Below are 13,884 nucleotides of genomic sequence, written 5' to 3' on the forward strand. Positions count from 1 at the left end.
GAGGGGTCTGGTTCGACGCTACGCCTGTACCCCGGTTCGGAGATCGCGCTCACGGACGGCGTGCTCGTCGGTGCGCGAGTCGTATCGCCAGAACTCGCGCAGCCAGACCGAGGTGCCGATCACGCCCGCGACGCAGAGGATGCCGCCGCTGACGATCGCCGTACGGACGCCGGCGAGGTCAGCGACCAGGCCGGAGCGGGCCTGACCGCCGAGCGGGCCGAGCGAGTAGCCGAGCATCTCGATACCGGCCAGCCGCCCGCGCATCTCGTCCGGGATGGTCTGGTTCCAGATCACCGAGCGGAACAGCACCGAGACCATGTCCGCGCCGCCCGCCACCGCGAAGAAGGCGATCGCGGACCAGATGTTCGGCGCCAGCCCGGCGATCCCGACCGCGGCACCCCAGGTCATGGTGGCGATCACCACCGCCCGGCCCTGGTGGTGCACCCGCTTGGCCCAGCCACTGGTCAGGCTGGCAGCCATCGCACCGATCGCCTCGGCGCTGTAGAGCAGGCCGAGCAGTCTCGGTTCCTTCAGTACGTCGGTGGCGAACGCGGGGAACAGCACGATCGGCATCGCCAGGAACATGCCGACCATGTCGACCAGGTAGGTGGCGAGCAGGTCCTTGCGGCGGAACGCGTAGACGATCCCGTCGCCGATCCCCCGCAGGCTCGGCGGCGTGCTGTGCTCGCTCGCCTTGTAGGAACCCAGCCGCAGGTACAGGGCGGTCGCGATGATCAGCCCGGTCAGCTCGACCCCGAACGCCCAGGTCACGCCGACCGTCCCGACCAGTACGCCGCCCAGCGCGGGCCCGGCGAGCTGGCCGATCTGCATCGTCAGCGAGGTCAGCGCCACCGCCGCGGCCATCTCCTCGTGCTTCACCACCCGCGGGAACAACGCCTCGCGGCTGGGTCGCTGCAGCGAGGTGGCGATCGCGTTCAGCGCGCCGCAGACGTAGATCAGCCAGACCCGCGGGTTGTCGAGCAGCGAGTTGCCGAGCATCAACGCGCAGATCAGGGCCTGCGCGATCCCGGTCGCGATCAGCATCTTCCGGCGATCCACGTGGTCGGCCAGCGCCCCGCCGTACAGGCCGAAGACGACCAGCGGCGCGATCGTCACCAGGCCCATCGCGCCGACCGCGAAGTTCGAGCCGGTCAGCTGGTAGAGCTGGAACGGCAGCGCGACGTAGCCGACCATGCCGCCGAGGAAGAACACCGACCCGGCGACCACCAGGATGCGGAAGTCGCGGGAACCGTGCCACGGGGTCAGATCGACGCGGAGCCGGCCCAGCCGGGCGCGGAAAGTGGTTGCCACCGGCCCATGGTGTCATCGGCGTCCCGGCAGGACGAACCTGTTTTACCCCTTGGCTACCGCTGTGGTCGCCTCGCTGGTCACCTGGGCAGCAGCGGGAGCAGGCCGCTCAGGTCGGTGCGTTCGCCGCTGGCACGGACCTTGCCGGTCGCCCGGGCCTCGGTCCAGCCGATCCGGCCCAGCGCTAGGTCGATCCACAGCTCGGCCGGCATCTCCACCACTGCGCCAGGGGTGCCGCGGGTGTGCCGGGGTCCCTCGATGCACTGCACAGCGCCGTACGGCGGTACTCGCACCTCCACCGCGTGGCCTGGAGCCTTGGCCACCAGGAGCTTCAGGAGACCCTTCACGAGCAGCTTGAGGTCGGCCCGTCCGGCTTCGCCGGCGTCGTACCGGCTCAGTGCTGCTTCCAGTGCTTGGTCCGGGTTCACGTCCTTCTCCACGACGGGCCAGCGTACGCCGCGCCTGCTGTTGCAGAGGTTTCAGCGTCTGTTCGGGAACAGGTTTCGCCGACGGCCCCTTCGTACCCGATAATCAGATGGCGACCGAGAGAACTGAAGCGGAGGTCGGATGCTCACGCCCAGGCACCAGGCGCTGCTGGCGACACTGGCGGGAATGACCGTCGGTGTCGCCGTCTTCGGCACGGTTCTGGCGATCAACAACGCATCGAGTCCGGACACCTCCGCGGACACCGTGCGAACCTCGCCGACGCCGACGCCGAAGCCGTCCGCGACGGACGGCCTGCAGCCGGGTTCGCTGCAGTTCACGACGGCCAGCTTCGGCTCCGACAAGGCCCCGATCACCTCCGAGGTGCCGACCGGCTGGAAGAGCACCCAGGGCGGCCTCCGCCCGCGGTACGCCGATCCGACCGGCGTCTGGCAGATCCGCTTCGACGCCCGCGGCAGCAAGCAGTCGCCGGACAAGCAGGTGGACGCCCGCGCCCGGAGCATCGACGAGCAGGACCTCAAGGTGATCAGCCGCGACGGCGGGACGCTGATCTACACCTACGTCGACAAGACCCGCGGCCCCCGGATGGGCCTGTCCCGCTGGCTCCCGGCCGACGACGGCAAGCGCTCCGCCATCGAGATCACCGTCGGCGGCCGCCCCCAGGACGAAGCCGGCCTCCGCGCCGTACTCGACCACGCCACCGACACCCTCCAACTCCCCACCAACAACGACAACCGCCCGAGCTAGCAGGTCGTTCACCTGGAGCGTGGTGCGAGCCGCGGGTCAGCAATTCAGGTCGCCGGTGGGGGCGGTGCCTTTCAGGAGGTAGGTTTCCACGGCGGTGTCGACGCAGGCGTTGCCTTCGTTGTAGCCGGTGTGGCCGTCGCCGTCGCGGGTGATCAGCACGCCGCTCTCCAGCTGCCCGGCCAGCCCGACCGCCCACGCGTACGGCGTTGCCGGGTCGCGGGTGGTCCCGACGACCACGATCGGCTTGGCGCCGGGTGCCTTGATGGCGTGCGGCTTGTCCTCCGGCTTCACCGGCCAGTTCGCACAGGCCAGCGATCCCCAGAGCAGGAAAGACCCGAACCGCGGCGAGGCCGCCTTGTACGCCGCCTCCTGCGACCTCGCCTGGGCGACCGAGCTGATGTCGGGGCGATCGACGCAGTTCACCGCGTAGATCACCTCGTTGGCGTTGTTCGAGTACCCGCGCGGGGTGCGGTCGGTGTACTCGTCGGCCAGGGCCAGCAGCCGGGCGCCCTTCCCGGCCAGCCCGTCGAGCACCGCATCCTCGAGCCGCGGCCAGTAGTCCTTCAGATACAGCGGATAGATGACGCCCAGCACGACCATCGCCTGGGTCACCTCGCGCTTGCCGTCACCCGGGAGCGGATTGGCGTCGCTGTCGTTGAGCAGCTTGTCGACCTTGGCGAGCACCTCGGCCTTGGTGCTACCGAGCCGGCAGGAACGCTGCGCGCAGTCTTCCGCGAACGCCTCCAGCGCGGTGTCGAACCCCTTGGCCTGAGCCATGTTGTTCGACTCGGACGACTTCGACGGGTCCACCGCGCCGTCCAGCACGAGCCGGCCGACGTTCTTCGGGAAAAGCTCCGCGTAGGTGGCGCCGAGCAGGGTGCCGTAGGACATGCCGAGGTAGTAGAGCTCGGAGTCGCCGACGATGCCTCGCAGTACGTCGATGTCTCGGGCGGCGTCCTTGGTCGAGACGTGCGGCAGCAGCTCGCCCGAGCGCTGTTCACAGCCGTCCGCCAGCGTCTTGGCCTCGGTGTTCAGCTGGTTGATCTCGGCCTCGGTGTCGGGGCTGCCGTCCGCGGCGATGAACTGGTCCAGCTGCTCGGTGTCGAGGCAGCGGACCGGTGTCGACTCGCCGACTCCGCGCGGGTCCCAGCCGATCACGTCGAACTTGCGCAGCAGCGGCGCGCCCAGGACGAACCCGGCCGCAGCCGCGAACTCCTGACCCGAGGCACCCGGACCGCCGGGGTTGATGAAGAGCGTGCCGATCTTGCCGGTGCGATCGCGGGCCGGCACCTTGCGGGCGCGCAGCTCGATCGTCTTGCCGGAGGGGTTCTCGTAGTCGAGAGGCACGGTGATGGTCGCGCACTGGTTGCCCGAGCCGCAGCGCTCCCAGTCGGGCTGCTGCTGGTAGAACTTCTCGAGCCCCGCGGGGATCGGCCCGGCCGGCCCCTTGGTCGAGGTGCCGCCCGGCTGCGTACCGCCTCCGCCGTCGGCGTCCTGCGCCCGGCTGGCCACACCACAGCCCGCGGTCAGGAGCGCCAGGGCTGCCAGCACTGCTGTTGTCCTGCGCGTCTTCACTGCGAGCCGTCTCCCGTACCGTCGCCTGCTCCTGCATCCCGTTCATCTCCGGCACCCGCCGCAGCATCCGGAGCCGGCGCTGCGTCCTCGTGGCCCACTCGCCGACGCCTGCGGGGCTTCCGCCTGCGAGTGGTCGGGCTCACCTGGTCCGGCTCCGGCGTATCCAGCTGTGCCGGCTCGGCAGCTTCTGCCGAGTCGGCAGCCGGTACGGAGATCTCCGGGGAGTCTGGCAGGCGCTGGGGGTCCTGGAGGTCCACCGGCAGCGGCGCGTCGGGGGTAGTGGTGGGCGAGGCCTCGTACTGCTGGCGTGGTGAGCACACGTCGGCCCGGCTGCAGGCACACCTGCGTCCGGAGGCGGCCAGGCGCACCACGACCGTGTCGCTCGGCACGTTGTGCCCGACGACCACGCCGTCCCCCGCCGGCGTCTCGACCGCAGTACCGGTGGCCGGAGCCTTCGCGTTGAACTCCTGGTACAGCGGGTGCTCGTACTTCAGGCAGCACATCAGCCGCCCGCAGGCGCCGGAGATCTTCAGCGGGTTGAGCGGCAGGTCCTGGTCCTTCGCCATCCGGACGCTGACCGGCTCGAAGTCCTTCAGGAAGGTCGCGCAGCACAGGTCGCGACCACACGGCCCGATTCCGCCCTGCAGGCGGGCCTCGTCGCGCGCGCCGACCTGGCGCAGCTCGATCCGGGCCCGCAGACCGCGGGCGAGATCGCGGACCAGGTCGCGGAAGTCCACCCGGTGCGGCGCGGAGAAGTACACGATGACCAGCTGGTCGACATCCGCGCGGCGGTCCACGAAGTCGATGCCGACCACCTTCATCGGCAGGCCGTGCTCGCGGATCAGCCGCTTCGCGGTCAGCCGGGCGTCGGCCCGGCGCTGCCGGTTCTGCTCGTCGCGGTCCAGATCGGCCGTGGTCGCGACGCCCTCACACTGCGGCAGCCCACCGATCTCCTCGGTGACGTACTGCGGCGCCCAGACGCACTCGGCGACCTCCGGCCCGTCGTCGGTCGGGACCAGCACTTTGTCCCCGACCCGCGGTCTGTGCGGGCCGGGGTCCAGGTAGTACAGCCGTCCGTACCGCTCGAACGACACCGCCATCACCATGCCCACGCCGTCAGCCTACGTGGCGATCAGAGCTTGATCAGCGTTTGGTGCCTCGGACGCTGCCGTCGAGCTGGTCGCCGTCCGGGCCGTAGGCGATGCAGAGCACCTTCCGGTCGCCCTCGTCCCAGCTCGCGGAGTCGGGATACCAGAAGTCGGTGTCGAGGCGGGATTTGCCGATCTCGATGCCGACATAGGACAGGAATGCCTTGTCACAGGCCGCCTCCGACGCCTTCACGACCGCGGACTCACCGGGCCACGGCCGGGGCGGGAGCGTCTCGACCGCGAACATCTCGGCATCGTGCGGCTCGAGGCACACCTCGCGCTCGACCTCGTCGTCGGATCCGACCTCGTCGAAGCACTCCCCGACCGCGAGCTCGTCGACGTACGTCGCCGGCACGGACGAGGTGGGCGGCGGCGCTCCGTAGTACTCCTCGCCGCTGCCGGTCCAGTCGATCGCGAACATGATGACGAGCAGGATGGCCCATCCCGTGGTGACGAGGCTGCCGATCACCAGCCCGGCGACTGCCTGCCCGGTACCGCTCTCCCGGCGCTTCTTGATCTGGACCAGGGCGGCGATGCCCAGCCCGATCGCGATCGGCGCGGTGATCCCGAAGAACAGCCCGGCCAGACCGGTGACCAGCGCAGCGATCGCGAGCGCGTTCGTCTTGTCCTGCAGTGCGCCCGGATACCCATAGCCGTAGCCGTAGGCCGGCGGATACACAGGTTGCTGCGGGTAGGGCTGCCAGTTCGGCGAAGGCTGCTGCCCATACGGCGAGCCCTGAGGCGCCGGCTGATACGGCGAGCCCTGCGGCTGGTACGGCGACTGCTGCTGAGGTTGCTGGTACGCCGAGGGTTGCTGTGGCTGCTGATACTGCTGGTAGGGCGTGGGCTGTGGGTAGGACGGCTGGGCGGGCGGCTGCGGGCGTCCGTAGGTGGGGAAGTCGCGGGGTGTGTCCTGCGGCCGGATGTCCTGCGGGCGGTTCGGGTCAGGCCGGTTCTGCCCAGGCCGGTACTGGTCCGGACCGGATGGCGGTTGGCTCACGGCTGCTCCCCCCAGGTGCTCTGCGTCGGATGTGGTTCGGGCGATTTACGGCGCGGGACACTAGCGCTGGGATCCGCGCATGGTGCCGGTCAGTTGTTTGCCGGGTTGCCCGACCATGCACAAGACGTTGCCATCAGCAACGGCACGATCTCCCAGCACGACGTAGTACATGTCCAGGTCCGAGGTCTCGAAGGACTTGCCGATGAACGTCGCGAAGGCGGCCGCGCACTGCTGGGTGGCGACCTGGCCCTTCTGCTCGCTGGACATCCCGGTCAGCGTCGCGCGGACCTTCGCGAACGCCTCCCCGCTGTGCAACGCGCCGCAGTCGGCGATCCGGACCACCCGGGGTGTCTGGGCCTCCAGGTCCGCGTCGAAGCACTGCCCCACCTGGACCTCGCTGATCACCGTGGTCCGGCCGATGCCCGCGCGCTGTTCGCCGTACAGGTTGAGGCCCACCGCCACGCCGATCGCGATCAGCCAGCACCCGCTGATCACCAGCGCGCTGATCGCCAGCGTGCGTCCCCGCGCCCCGGACCTGCGGATCCGCGGCAGCGCGATGAACGCCAGCACCACGGCGACCGGCACGAGCCCCGGCAGGCTGACCACGAACGCCGCCACGGCATAACGATCCAGCCGACGTTGCGCTGGGGTCGGCACGCCCTCCAGCCAGGACTCGGCCGGCGGAAGCGGGTTCCGACCCGGCTGGATCGGGGAGGGCGGTTGGGTCATCCAGATCCTTCAGCATCAAACAAATGAATACGCCCGAGTTCCGTTTCACCCGGTCACCCACACATCGCAACGCCCACTACCTTTGTTACATCCCAGTCCGCAACCCAGACGCGTGTCTCACCCGTCGAACACCACTCGACAATCCCCTGAACAACCCGTGCGCGCCCCCACAGAACCCGCTACCGCCCTCTCCTGAGAAGGCCCCAACCTCAACCGGTACCGCGGGTCACCACTCCCACTACCGAGAGAGACAGCTCACCCTCATGCCGCTGCACGGCACGACTTCCAAGGACCCGCGAAGCCAATCCGAGCCTCCACAGCGGCCGTCATCCTCGAACGGAACCGCGCCGAATTCAGCCTTCGAAGAGGGCGATTGTCATGGCTTCCAGGGCTAGGAGGGGGGCTACGTTGCCTTCGATTGCTTCGCGGCAGCCGGTGAGGGCGTCGATGCGGCGAATCGTCTGCTCCGGGCTCGTGCGGCCGGCCAGTTGCTCGATGTCCCTGCGCAGTTCCGCGTTGATCAGCTCGGACCCCGCGCCGGTCTGCAGCACCAGCACATCGCGGTAGAGCGCCATCATGTCGACCAGCGACCGGTCGAGCACGTCGCGTTCCCAGCGCTTGGCCCGGGCCTTCTGCTGGTCCTCGAGCTCCTTCAGCGCCGCGGCGGTCTCCCGCGGTTTCGCGCCCTTCGTTCCCATCCCCAGCGCCTGCTCGAGCTCGGCCCGCTCCTGCTCGTCCACCTTCGCCGCACTCGCCTTGGACTCCGTCTTCGCGGCGTCGACCAGTCGCTGGGCCGCGTTCAGGCAGGCCCCGATGTCGCGCAGCTCGAACGGCACCTCGAGCACCTTGCTCCGCCGGCTGCGGACCTCCTCATCGCGCGCCAGCGCTTTCGCGCGGCCGATGTGCCCCTGCGCCGCGCGGGCAGCGAACCCCGCGAGCTCGGGCTCGACACCGTTCTTCCGGGTCAGCATCTCGGCGACCGCCCCGACCGGCGGCGTCCGCAGTACCAGCAGGCGACAGCGCGACCGGATCGTCGGTACGACGTCCTCGACCGTCGGCGCACACAACACCCACACAGTGCGCGGCGACGGCTCCTCGATGCTCTTCAGCAGGGCATCCGCGGCCTGCTCGGTGAGACGGTCCGCATCCTCGACCACCATCACCTGCCAACGACCCTGCGTCGGCCTCATCGCAGCCCGCCGGACCAGCTCGCGGATCTCGCTCACCCGGATCGACAGCAACTCGGTCCGGATCAGCGACACGTCCGGGTGCGCCCCGCTGAGCGCAGTACGGCAGACGGCGCACTCACCGCAGCCCTGGTTCTCGCACTGCAACGCCGCGGCAAAGGCCCGTCCCGCATTGGACCGACCGGATCCGGGCGGACCAGTGATCAGCCAGGCATGCGTCATCCCGGCCGTCGCCGCGCCGCTCGCGCCCTGCAGGCGTGCGGTGGCCCCGTCGACAGCCTTCTTCAGTACTGCGACCGCGGGCTCCTGCCCGACCAGGTCGTCCCAAACTGTCATAGCCCCACCTTCGGCAGCATCGGCAGCAAGCGGGCCTGGATCTGCGCGGCGAGTTGCTCGCGGTCCTGGGTCGCGTCGAGGACCAGGTAGTGCTGCGGCTCGGTGGCCGCGAGGTCGAGGAACGCCTGCCGGACGCGCTCGTGGAAGTCAGACGACTGCGCCTCGATCCGGTCCCGCTCCTCGAACCGGCCGAGCCCGCTCTTGGGGGGCAGATCCAGCAGAATCGTCAGGTTCGGCCGCAGGTCGTCGGTGGCCCAGCGATTCACCCGCTCGACGTCCGCGAGGTCCAGGTCCCGGCCCGATCCCTGGTAGGCGAGCGCGGAGTCGACGTACCGGTCGGTGATGACGACGGCGCCGGCCTTCAGCGCGGGCTTGATCACCGAGTCGATGTGCTCGGCCTTGTCCGCGGCGTACAGCAACGCCTCCGCGCGGTGCGAGATGTCGCCGGTGGCGGGATCGAGCACGATCTGCCGCAGCGTCTTGCCGAGGTCGGTCGCGCCCGGTTCGCGGGTGAGCAGGACCTGCTGGCCCTGGTCCTTCAGCCACTTCACCAGCAGCGCGGACTGGGTTGACTTGCCCGCGCCCTCACCGCCTTCGAGCGCGATGAACAGGCCGGTGGTCGGATACACACCCATAGTCTTGCCGAAGCTGCGCCGCACGTCCCGCCAGAACGGCACCCCCGGCCGGTCGTCCATCTGCCGCCAGGCGACCAGCCCGATCACGCCGGCGAGCACCGCCGCGATCAACATCGTCATCGCGGCGCCGTTGTAGGTGATGGATTTGTCGCCCACCGACACCGTGTGCCGGCCGATCGCGCCCGCGACGAACGGAGCCACCGCCAGCGTGACCGCGAGCACGGTCCGGACCGCGGACTGGACGAACGCGAACGTCCGCCCGCGCAGGTTGTCCGGTACTTCGAGCCCGAGCAGCGTGTACCCCGAGACCCAGGAAGCTCCGGCGCAGAAGCCGAGCGCGATCGCGATCATCGTGGCGATCTCGATCTGCTGGATCAGCGCGAGCCCGGCCAGCCCGATCCCCGCGCCGACCAGTCCCGCGGCAAAGAGGCGCCGGCGGGAGAGGCCGGAGAACAACCTCGGCGCGAAGCCCATGCCGAGTGCAAGACCACCGAAGACCGCGCCGAACAGCACGCCGTACCCGGGATCGCCCGCGTCGAGGTCCTCGACGTACGTGCGACCGAGCCCGATGACGACCGCGCCGGCTGCGAAGGCGCCGGAGATCCCGACGACCAGGCCGCGGACGACCGGAGTACCGGTGACGTACGACCACCCATCGACCATCGTCCGCCAGATCGTGGGGTGTTCCTCGTGGTCGTGGCTGCCGGCTCGGCCGATCTCCGCGACTGAGATGATCGCTAGGCCGGAGACCAGGAAGGTGGCGGCGTTCACGTAGACGGCCAGGTCGATCGAGAAGTCGCCGAGACCGCGCGTGACCAGGGTGATCGCGGTGAAGATGACGGCCGCCGGCAGCGCAGACCCGTACGTCGTGAGCAGGCTGAGCTGGTTCGCGGCCTCCAGGCGGTGCCGGGGCACCAGGTTCGGCACGCTCGCGTCCTTCGCGGGGCCCCAGATCAGGCTGACGATCTCGATCAGCACCGTGGCCACGAGCAACCAGGTCAACGTGCCGACCAGCGGGATCGTGACGAAGAATGCTGCCCGGATCAGGTCGCCCATGATCATCGTCCAGCGCCGGTCCAGCCGGTCCGCGACCCACCCGGCCACCGGCCCCATCACCAGCGCGGGCAGCACCCGCAGGAACAACACCGCACCGATCGCGAAGTTCGCCGCCTGGTAGTCGTCCCCGGCGAAGTTCTTGGCCATCGCCGTCAGCGCCAACAGCCCGATCCAGTCCCCCAGACTGGACAACCCGAACGCAACCCAAAGCCGCCGGAACGCCCGAATCCGCAACACCGCGCGCAGATCGTGCGCCGGTGCAGGATCAGTCAACGGGTCATACACCTCCGGCACGACACGAAGCCTAGTCGGGCGCGTGGACATTCCCCCACGCCACTCCTCCACCGCCGCTCCCATCTGCCCCATGCCCGCTGTGGGAGCAGGCCAGTGGTCGGGAAGTGGATCCTGACCTGGGGACTCCGGGCGCCTAGCTTCGGGGGGTGTCGCGGACTGAGCAGGTGCGGGATCTGGGGGCGGTTGGGGTTTGGGCGCCTTGGTGGCTCTGGGAGCAGGAGGGGGAGCAACTTGCCGAGGCTGCGGCTGACGTGGAGGAGTTGGGGTTCGGGGCTCTGTGGGTGGCGAACGGGCCGGGGATGCTCGAGACGGCGGCGGCGGTGTTGGGAGCGACTGAGCGGATCACCGTCGCGACCGGGATCGTGAATATCTGGGTGCACTCGTCCGAGCAGGTTGCCGCTGGGTATCGGCAGGCTGAGGAGGAGCATCCGGGGCGGCTCCTGTTGGGGTTGGGGAACGGCCCGCGCGAGGCCGCGCAGTGGGCGCTTTCGCCATACCGTGAACTGACGCAGTATCTGGATCGACTGGATGCGGCTGGAGTACCGGTCGAGCGCAGGATGCTGGCGGCGGTCGGGCCGCGGATGCTGGAACTGGCAGCGGCGAGATCGAGCGGTGCCCATCCGTTCCTCAGTACTCCGGAACACACCGCGCAAGCTCGCGTTGCCCTAGGCAGTGGACCGCTGCTGGCTCCGGAGCTGAAGGTGGTCCTGGAGTCGGATCCCGGTACGGCGAGGGCGATTGCCAGGCAGGCGCTGGAGTTCTACCTGAGCAAGCGCGGCTATTCGGGGAACCTGCGGAGGCTTGGGTTCACCGATGAGGATCTGGCGGGCGGCGGAAGCGATCGCCTGGTTGATGCGGTGGTGGCCTGGGGTGATGTGGACGCTGTGATGGCCCGGATCGCCGAGCACCATCAGGCAGGCGCGAACCACGTGGCTGTCCAGGTGCTGAACTGGCAGACGGACGACCCCGACCGCGACCAGCGCCGGCTGCCGCGAGCGCAGTACCGGCAACTGGCCGAGGGGTTGGCGAGCCTCGAACCTCGATGAGCACGGTCAGCACCGCCGCCCTTCTCGACGGAAAGGTCCCGGGCGACCAGCGCGCTCGGCGAAGAGCTGTCGTCAGGGTCTCCAGGGCTCGTTCGAGGTCGGCGGCCGGCAGGTACCCGAGGCCTGAGCGACATCCGGTCAGTGGCGTCCGCCGGGCATCGGCCCAAGCGCAGCCTTCGGTGGCGGCTTGGCACCCTCGACGCGCACGTCGGGGAGCCAGGTGAGCCAGGAGGGCAGGTACCAGTTGCGCTCACCGAGCAGCTTCATCGTTGCCGGCACGAGCACGGAGCGGACGATCGTCGCGTCGATCAGCAGCGCGACAGCGATGCCGAAGCCCATTTGCTGGAAGGCGATGGTGTCGCCCATCGCGAAACCCCAGAAGACGGCGATGATGATGAGCGCGGCGCCGGTGATGAGGCGGGCCGTCGAGCCGATGCCGAAGGAGATGGCGGCGTCCGTGTCGCCCGTCGCCGTGTAACGCTCACGGATGCGGCTGAGCAGGAAGACCTGGTAGTCCATCGAGAGTCCGAACAGGACGGCGAACAAGAAGAGCGGAACCCAGGCGTCGATCGTCTCGGCCTCGCTCAGCCCGAGGATCTCGTTGCCGACGCCTTCCTGGAAGACGAGCACGAGCAGCCCGTAGGCCGCTCCGACCGAGAGCAGATTCATGGCGATCGCGGTCGCTGGAACGACGATCGAGCGGAACGCGAGCGTCAGCAGGAGGAAGCTGAGTCCGAGCACGAAGAGGAGCACGAGCGGAAGCCAGAAGTTGACGGTGTCCTGGTAATCGAGTTCCTCGGCGGTGTCGCCGCCGACGTACACCTCGGCGTCAACACCGGCGAACGCGCGGGGGACGACCTCGTCGCGGAGCCCGCGGACGGCCTCGATCGCATCCTCGCTATCTGGATTGGCCGCGATCGGAACCGTGACACGGGCGACCGTGCCCGCCTCATTCGCTTCGACGACCGGTTCCCCGAAGATGGGGCGGCGCGCGAGTTCCTGCTCGAGCCGAGCCACAGCGCCTTCCATGGCGGGCCCGCGGACGTCTCCGGCCACCGCGATGTCGACCGGCTCGGTCGACTCCTTCGGAAACTCCTCGCGGAGGAGGAGATAGCCCTGCTTCGACTCGAAGCGGTCGGGAAGCGTCGCCGCCCCCGACGTACCTGTGTCGAGCGCGACCACCGGGACCGCCAGCGCGAGCAACAGGCCGGCGCCGAGCACGAGGCTGGCGGCAGGGCGGCGCATGACCCGGTGGACGATCGCGCCCCAGAAACGGCCCTCGCGGCCCGCCTGCTCGGCTGCGCGGCCGAAGAAGGGGATGCGAAGCGCATTCACCCGGTCGCCGAGCAGTGCGAGAACCGCGGGGAGTAGCGTCAGCGCGGCGATCACGGAGACGATCCCGACCAGGATCGCGCCGGCAGCGAGGCTGCGGAAGATCGTGCTCGGAACCAGCAGGAGCCCGAGCATCGCGAGCACGAAGGCGATCCCGCTGAAGAGGACGGCACGGCCGGCGGTGCCGCCCGCAGTGGCGATGGCCTCGAGCTTCGTCTGCTCCCGCAGCCGCTCCTCCCGATAGCGCGAGAGGGTGAAGAGCGAGTAGTCGATTCCGAGGGCGAGGCCCATGCCGATCAGCATGTTCTGGGTGAAGACGGAGAGGTCGTATGCCTGCGCCAGGAGGGCGACGAGCGCGAGGGCGACCACGATCGAGGCGAGCGCGACCATGACCGGAACAAGGCCCGCGACGACCGCGCCGAAGACGAGCAGCAGGATGAGGAGCGCGACTGGAGCGCCGAAGAAGAGCTCGCCTTTCTTCAGATCCTCCAGCGAGGCGGCGTCCTCGTCGGCGTCCGCCGTCCAGCCGCCGGTCACCGCCGCCCGGTAGCCAGGCTGGTCATCGAGGCGCTGAACCGCAGCAACGACATCGTCCACCTCGTCCTCCCCGTCGCGGCCGAGCGCGACCTGGAGCACGGTCGAGTCCCCGTCCTGCGATACGAGGCGCCGGTCCTCGCGGTAGGTGACGACGCGGGTCGCCCCGGCCGCGCGCAGCTCATCCGCGAGCGCGTCGACTCGCGCGCGCGTCGCAGCCGCTTCGACCTTGCCGTCCTCGGCCTTCACCACGACGACCTCGCTGATCGCCTCCCCGCTCGCGACCTCCCGGGGAAAGCCCTCCGCGAGGACCCGATCGGCCTCCTTGGACTCGGTCGTCCTCGTGATCTCGGTCTCGCCCTCGAACGCGAGGAACGTCGCCACCAGCACGAAGGCGCTGACAATGACGACGAGCCACAGCCCGACCACGAGCCACGGCCGGCGGCTACACGTCCGCGCGAGTTTTTCGGTCATGACGCTGACGCTAAGCACACCGGTGCGGTCTCGCATCGC

The 13,884-nt window shown here is 69.5% G+C and carries 11 protein-coding genes; 2 read left to right on the plus strand and 9 right to left on the minus strand.

Annotated features, from left to right (window positions below):
- Positions 1-18 precede the first annotated feature (18 nt).
- Positions 19-1,311: an MFS transporter gene (locus tag EV644_RS20615; RefSeq protein ID WP_132190315.1), complete on the minus strand. Its 1,293-nt coding sequence runs from the start codon at positions 1,309-1,311 to the stop codon at positions 19-21.
- A 77-nt stretch (positions 1,312-1,388) separates the two neighbouring features.
- Positions 1,389-1,748, minus strand: a complete 360-nt coding sequence (locus EV644_RS20620) for a sterol carrier family protein (RefSeq protein ID WP_241998533.1) — start codon at positions 1,746-1,748, stop codon at positions 1,389-1,391.
- A gap of 127 nt (positions 1,749-1,875) precedes the next feature.
- On the opposite strand from EV644_RS20620, the gene EV644_RS20625 reads away from it, so the two are divergent.
- Positions 1,876-2,499 (plus strand): hypothetical protein, encoded by a 624-nt coding sequence (locus EV644_RS20625; protein ID WP_132190316.1) that lies wholly within the window; start codon positions 1,876-1,878, stop codon positions 2,497-2,499.
- Positions 2,500-2,535: 36 nt separating this feature from the next.
- Here EV644_RS20625 and EV644_RS20630 read toward each other — a convergent pair whose 3' ends face one another.
- The 6 genes from EV644_RS20630 to tmk form a co-directional block, all read right to left on the minus strand.
- Positions 2,536-4,050, minus strand: a complete 1,515-nt coding sequence (locus EV644_RS20630) for an alpha/beta hydrolase (RefSeq protein WP_241998535.1) — start codon at positions 4,048-4,050, stop codon at positions 2,536-2,538.
- A gap of 20 nt (positions 4,051-4,070) precedes the next feature.
- Positions 4,071-5,180, minus strand: a complete 1,110-nt coding sequence (locus tag EV644_RS20635) for a PSP1 domain-containing protein (protein ID WP_241998593.1) — start codon at positions 5,178-5,180, stop codon at positions 4,071-4,073.
- A gap of 37 nt (positions 5,181-5,217) precedes the next feature.
- A complete protein-coding gene (locus EV644_RS20640) occupies positions 5,218-6,222 on the minus strand; it encodes a DUF4190 domain-containing protein (RefSeq protein ID WP_132190318.1) in 1,005 nt (334 codons plus the stop codon).
- A gap of 60 nt (positions 6,223-6,282) precedes the next feature.
- Positions 6,283-6,951 carry a DUF4190 domain-containing protein gene (locus tag EV644_RS20645; RefSeq protein WP_132190319.1) on the minus strand — a complete coding sequence of 223 codons (669 nt, stop codon included), beginning with the start codon at positions 6,949-6,951 and terminating at the stop codon, positions 6,283-6,285.
- Positions 6,952-7,304: 353 nt separating this feature from the next.
- The gene (locus tag EV644_RS20650; protein WP_132190320.1) at positions 7,305-8,474 is read right to left on the minus strand and encodes a DNA polymerase III subunit delta'; all 1,170 of its coding nucleotides are present in this window, start codon (positions 8,472-8,474) and stop codon (positions 7,305-7,307) included.
- Complete coding sequence (tmk, locus tag EV644_RS20655) at positions 8,471-10,459, minus strand: dTMP kinase (protein ID WP_132190321.1); 1,989 nt, start codon at positions 10,457-10,459, stop codon at positions 8,471-8,473. Before tmk ends, EV644_RS20650 begins: the two co-directional genes overlap by 4 nt.
- Before the next feature lie 146 nt (positions 10,460-10,605).
- Here tmk and EV644_RS20660 point away from each other — a divergent pair, with 146 nt between their 5' ends.
- Positions 10,606-11,505 carry an LLM class F420-dependent oxidoreductase gene (locus EV644_RS20660; RefSeq protein WP_241998537.1) on the plus strand — a complete coding sequence of 300 codons (900 nt, stop codon included), beginning with the start codon at positions 10,606-10,608 and terminating at the stop codon, positions 11,503-11,505.
- Positions 11,506-11,643: 138 nt separating this feature from the next.
- On the opposite strand, the gene EV644_RS20665 is transcribed toward EV644_RS20660, so the two are convergent.
- A complete protein-coding gene (locus tag EV644_RS20665) occupies positions 11,644-13,845 on the minus strand; it encodes an MMPL family transporter (protein ID WP_158292891.1) in 2,202 nt (733 codons plus the stop codon).
- Between the last annotated feature and the right edge of the window lie 39 nt (positions 13,846-13,884).

The organism is Kribbella orskensis (assembly GCF_004342085.1).
Classification (GTDB): domain Bacteria; phylum Actinomycetota; class Actinomycetes; order Propionibacteriales; family Kribbellaceae; genus Kribbella; species Kribbella orskensis.

What these genes read in the sequence shown, in the direction of transcription:
- EV644_RS20625 (WP_132190316.1), top strand. Translation starts at nt 1,876, where the DNA reads ATGCTCACGCCCAGGCACCAGGCGCTGCTGGCGACACTGGCGGGAATG.
- EV644_RS20635 (WP_241998593.1), bottom strand. Translation starts at nt 5,180, where the DNA reads ATGGTGATGGCGGTGTCGTTCGAGCGGTACGGACGGCTGTACTACCTG.
- EV644_RS20645 (WP_132190319.1), bottom strand. Translation starts at nt 6,951, where the DNA reads ATGACCCAACCGCCCTCCCCGATCCAGCCGGGTCGGAACCCGCTTCCG.
- EV644_RS20650 (WP_132190320.1), bottom strand. Translation starts at nt 8,474, where the DNA reads ATGACAGTTTGGGACGACCTGGTCGGGCAGGAGCCCGCGGTCGCAGTA.
- EV644_RS20665 (WP_158292891.1), bottom strand. Translation starts at nt 13,845, where the DNA reads ATGACCGAAAAACTCGCGCGGACGTGTAGCCGCCGGCCGTGGCTCGTG.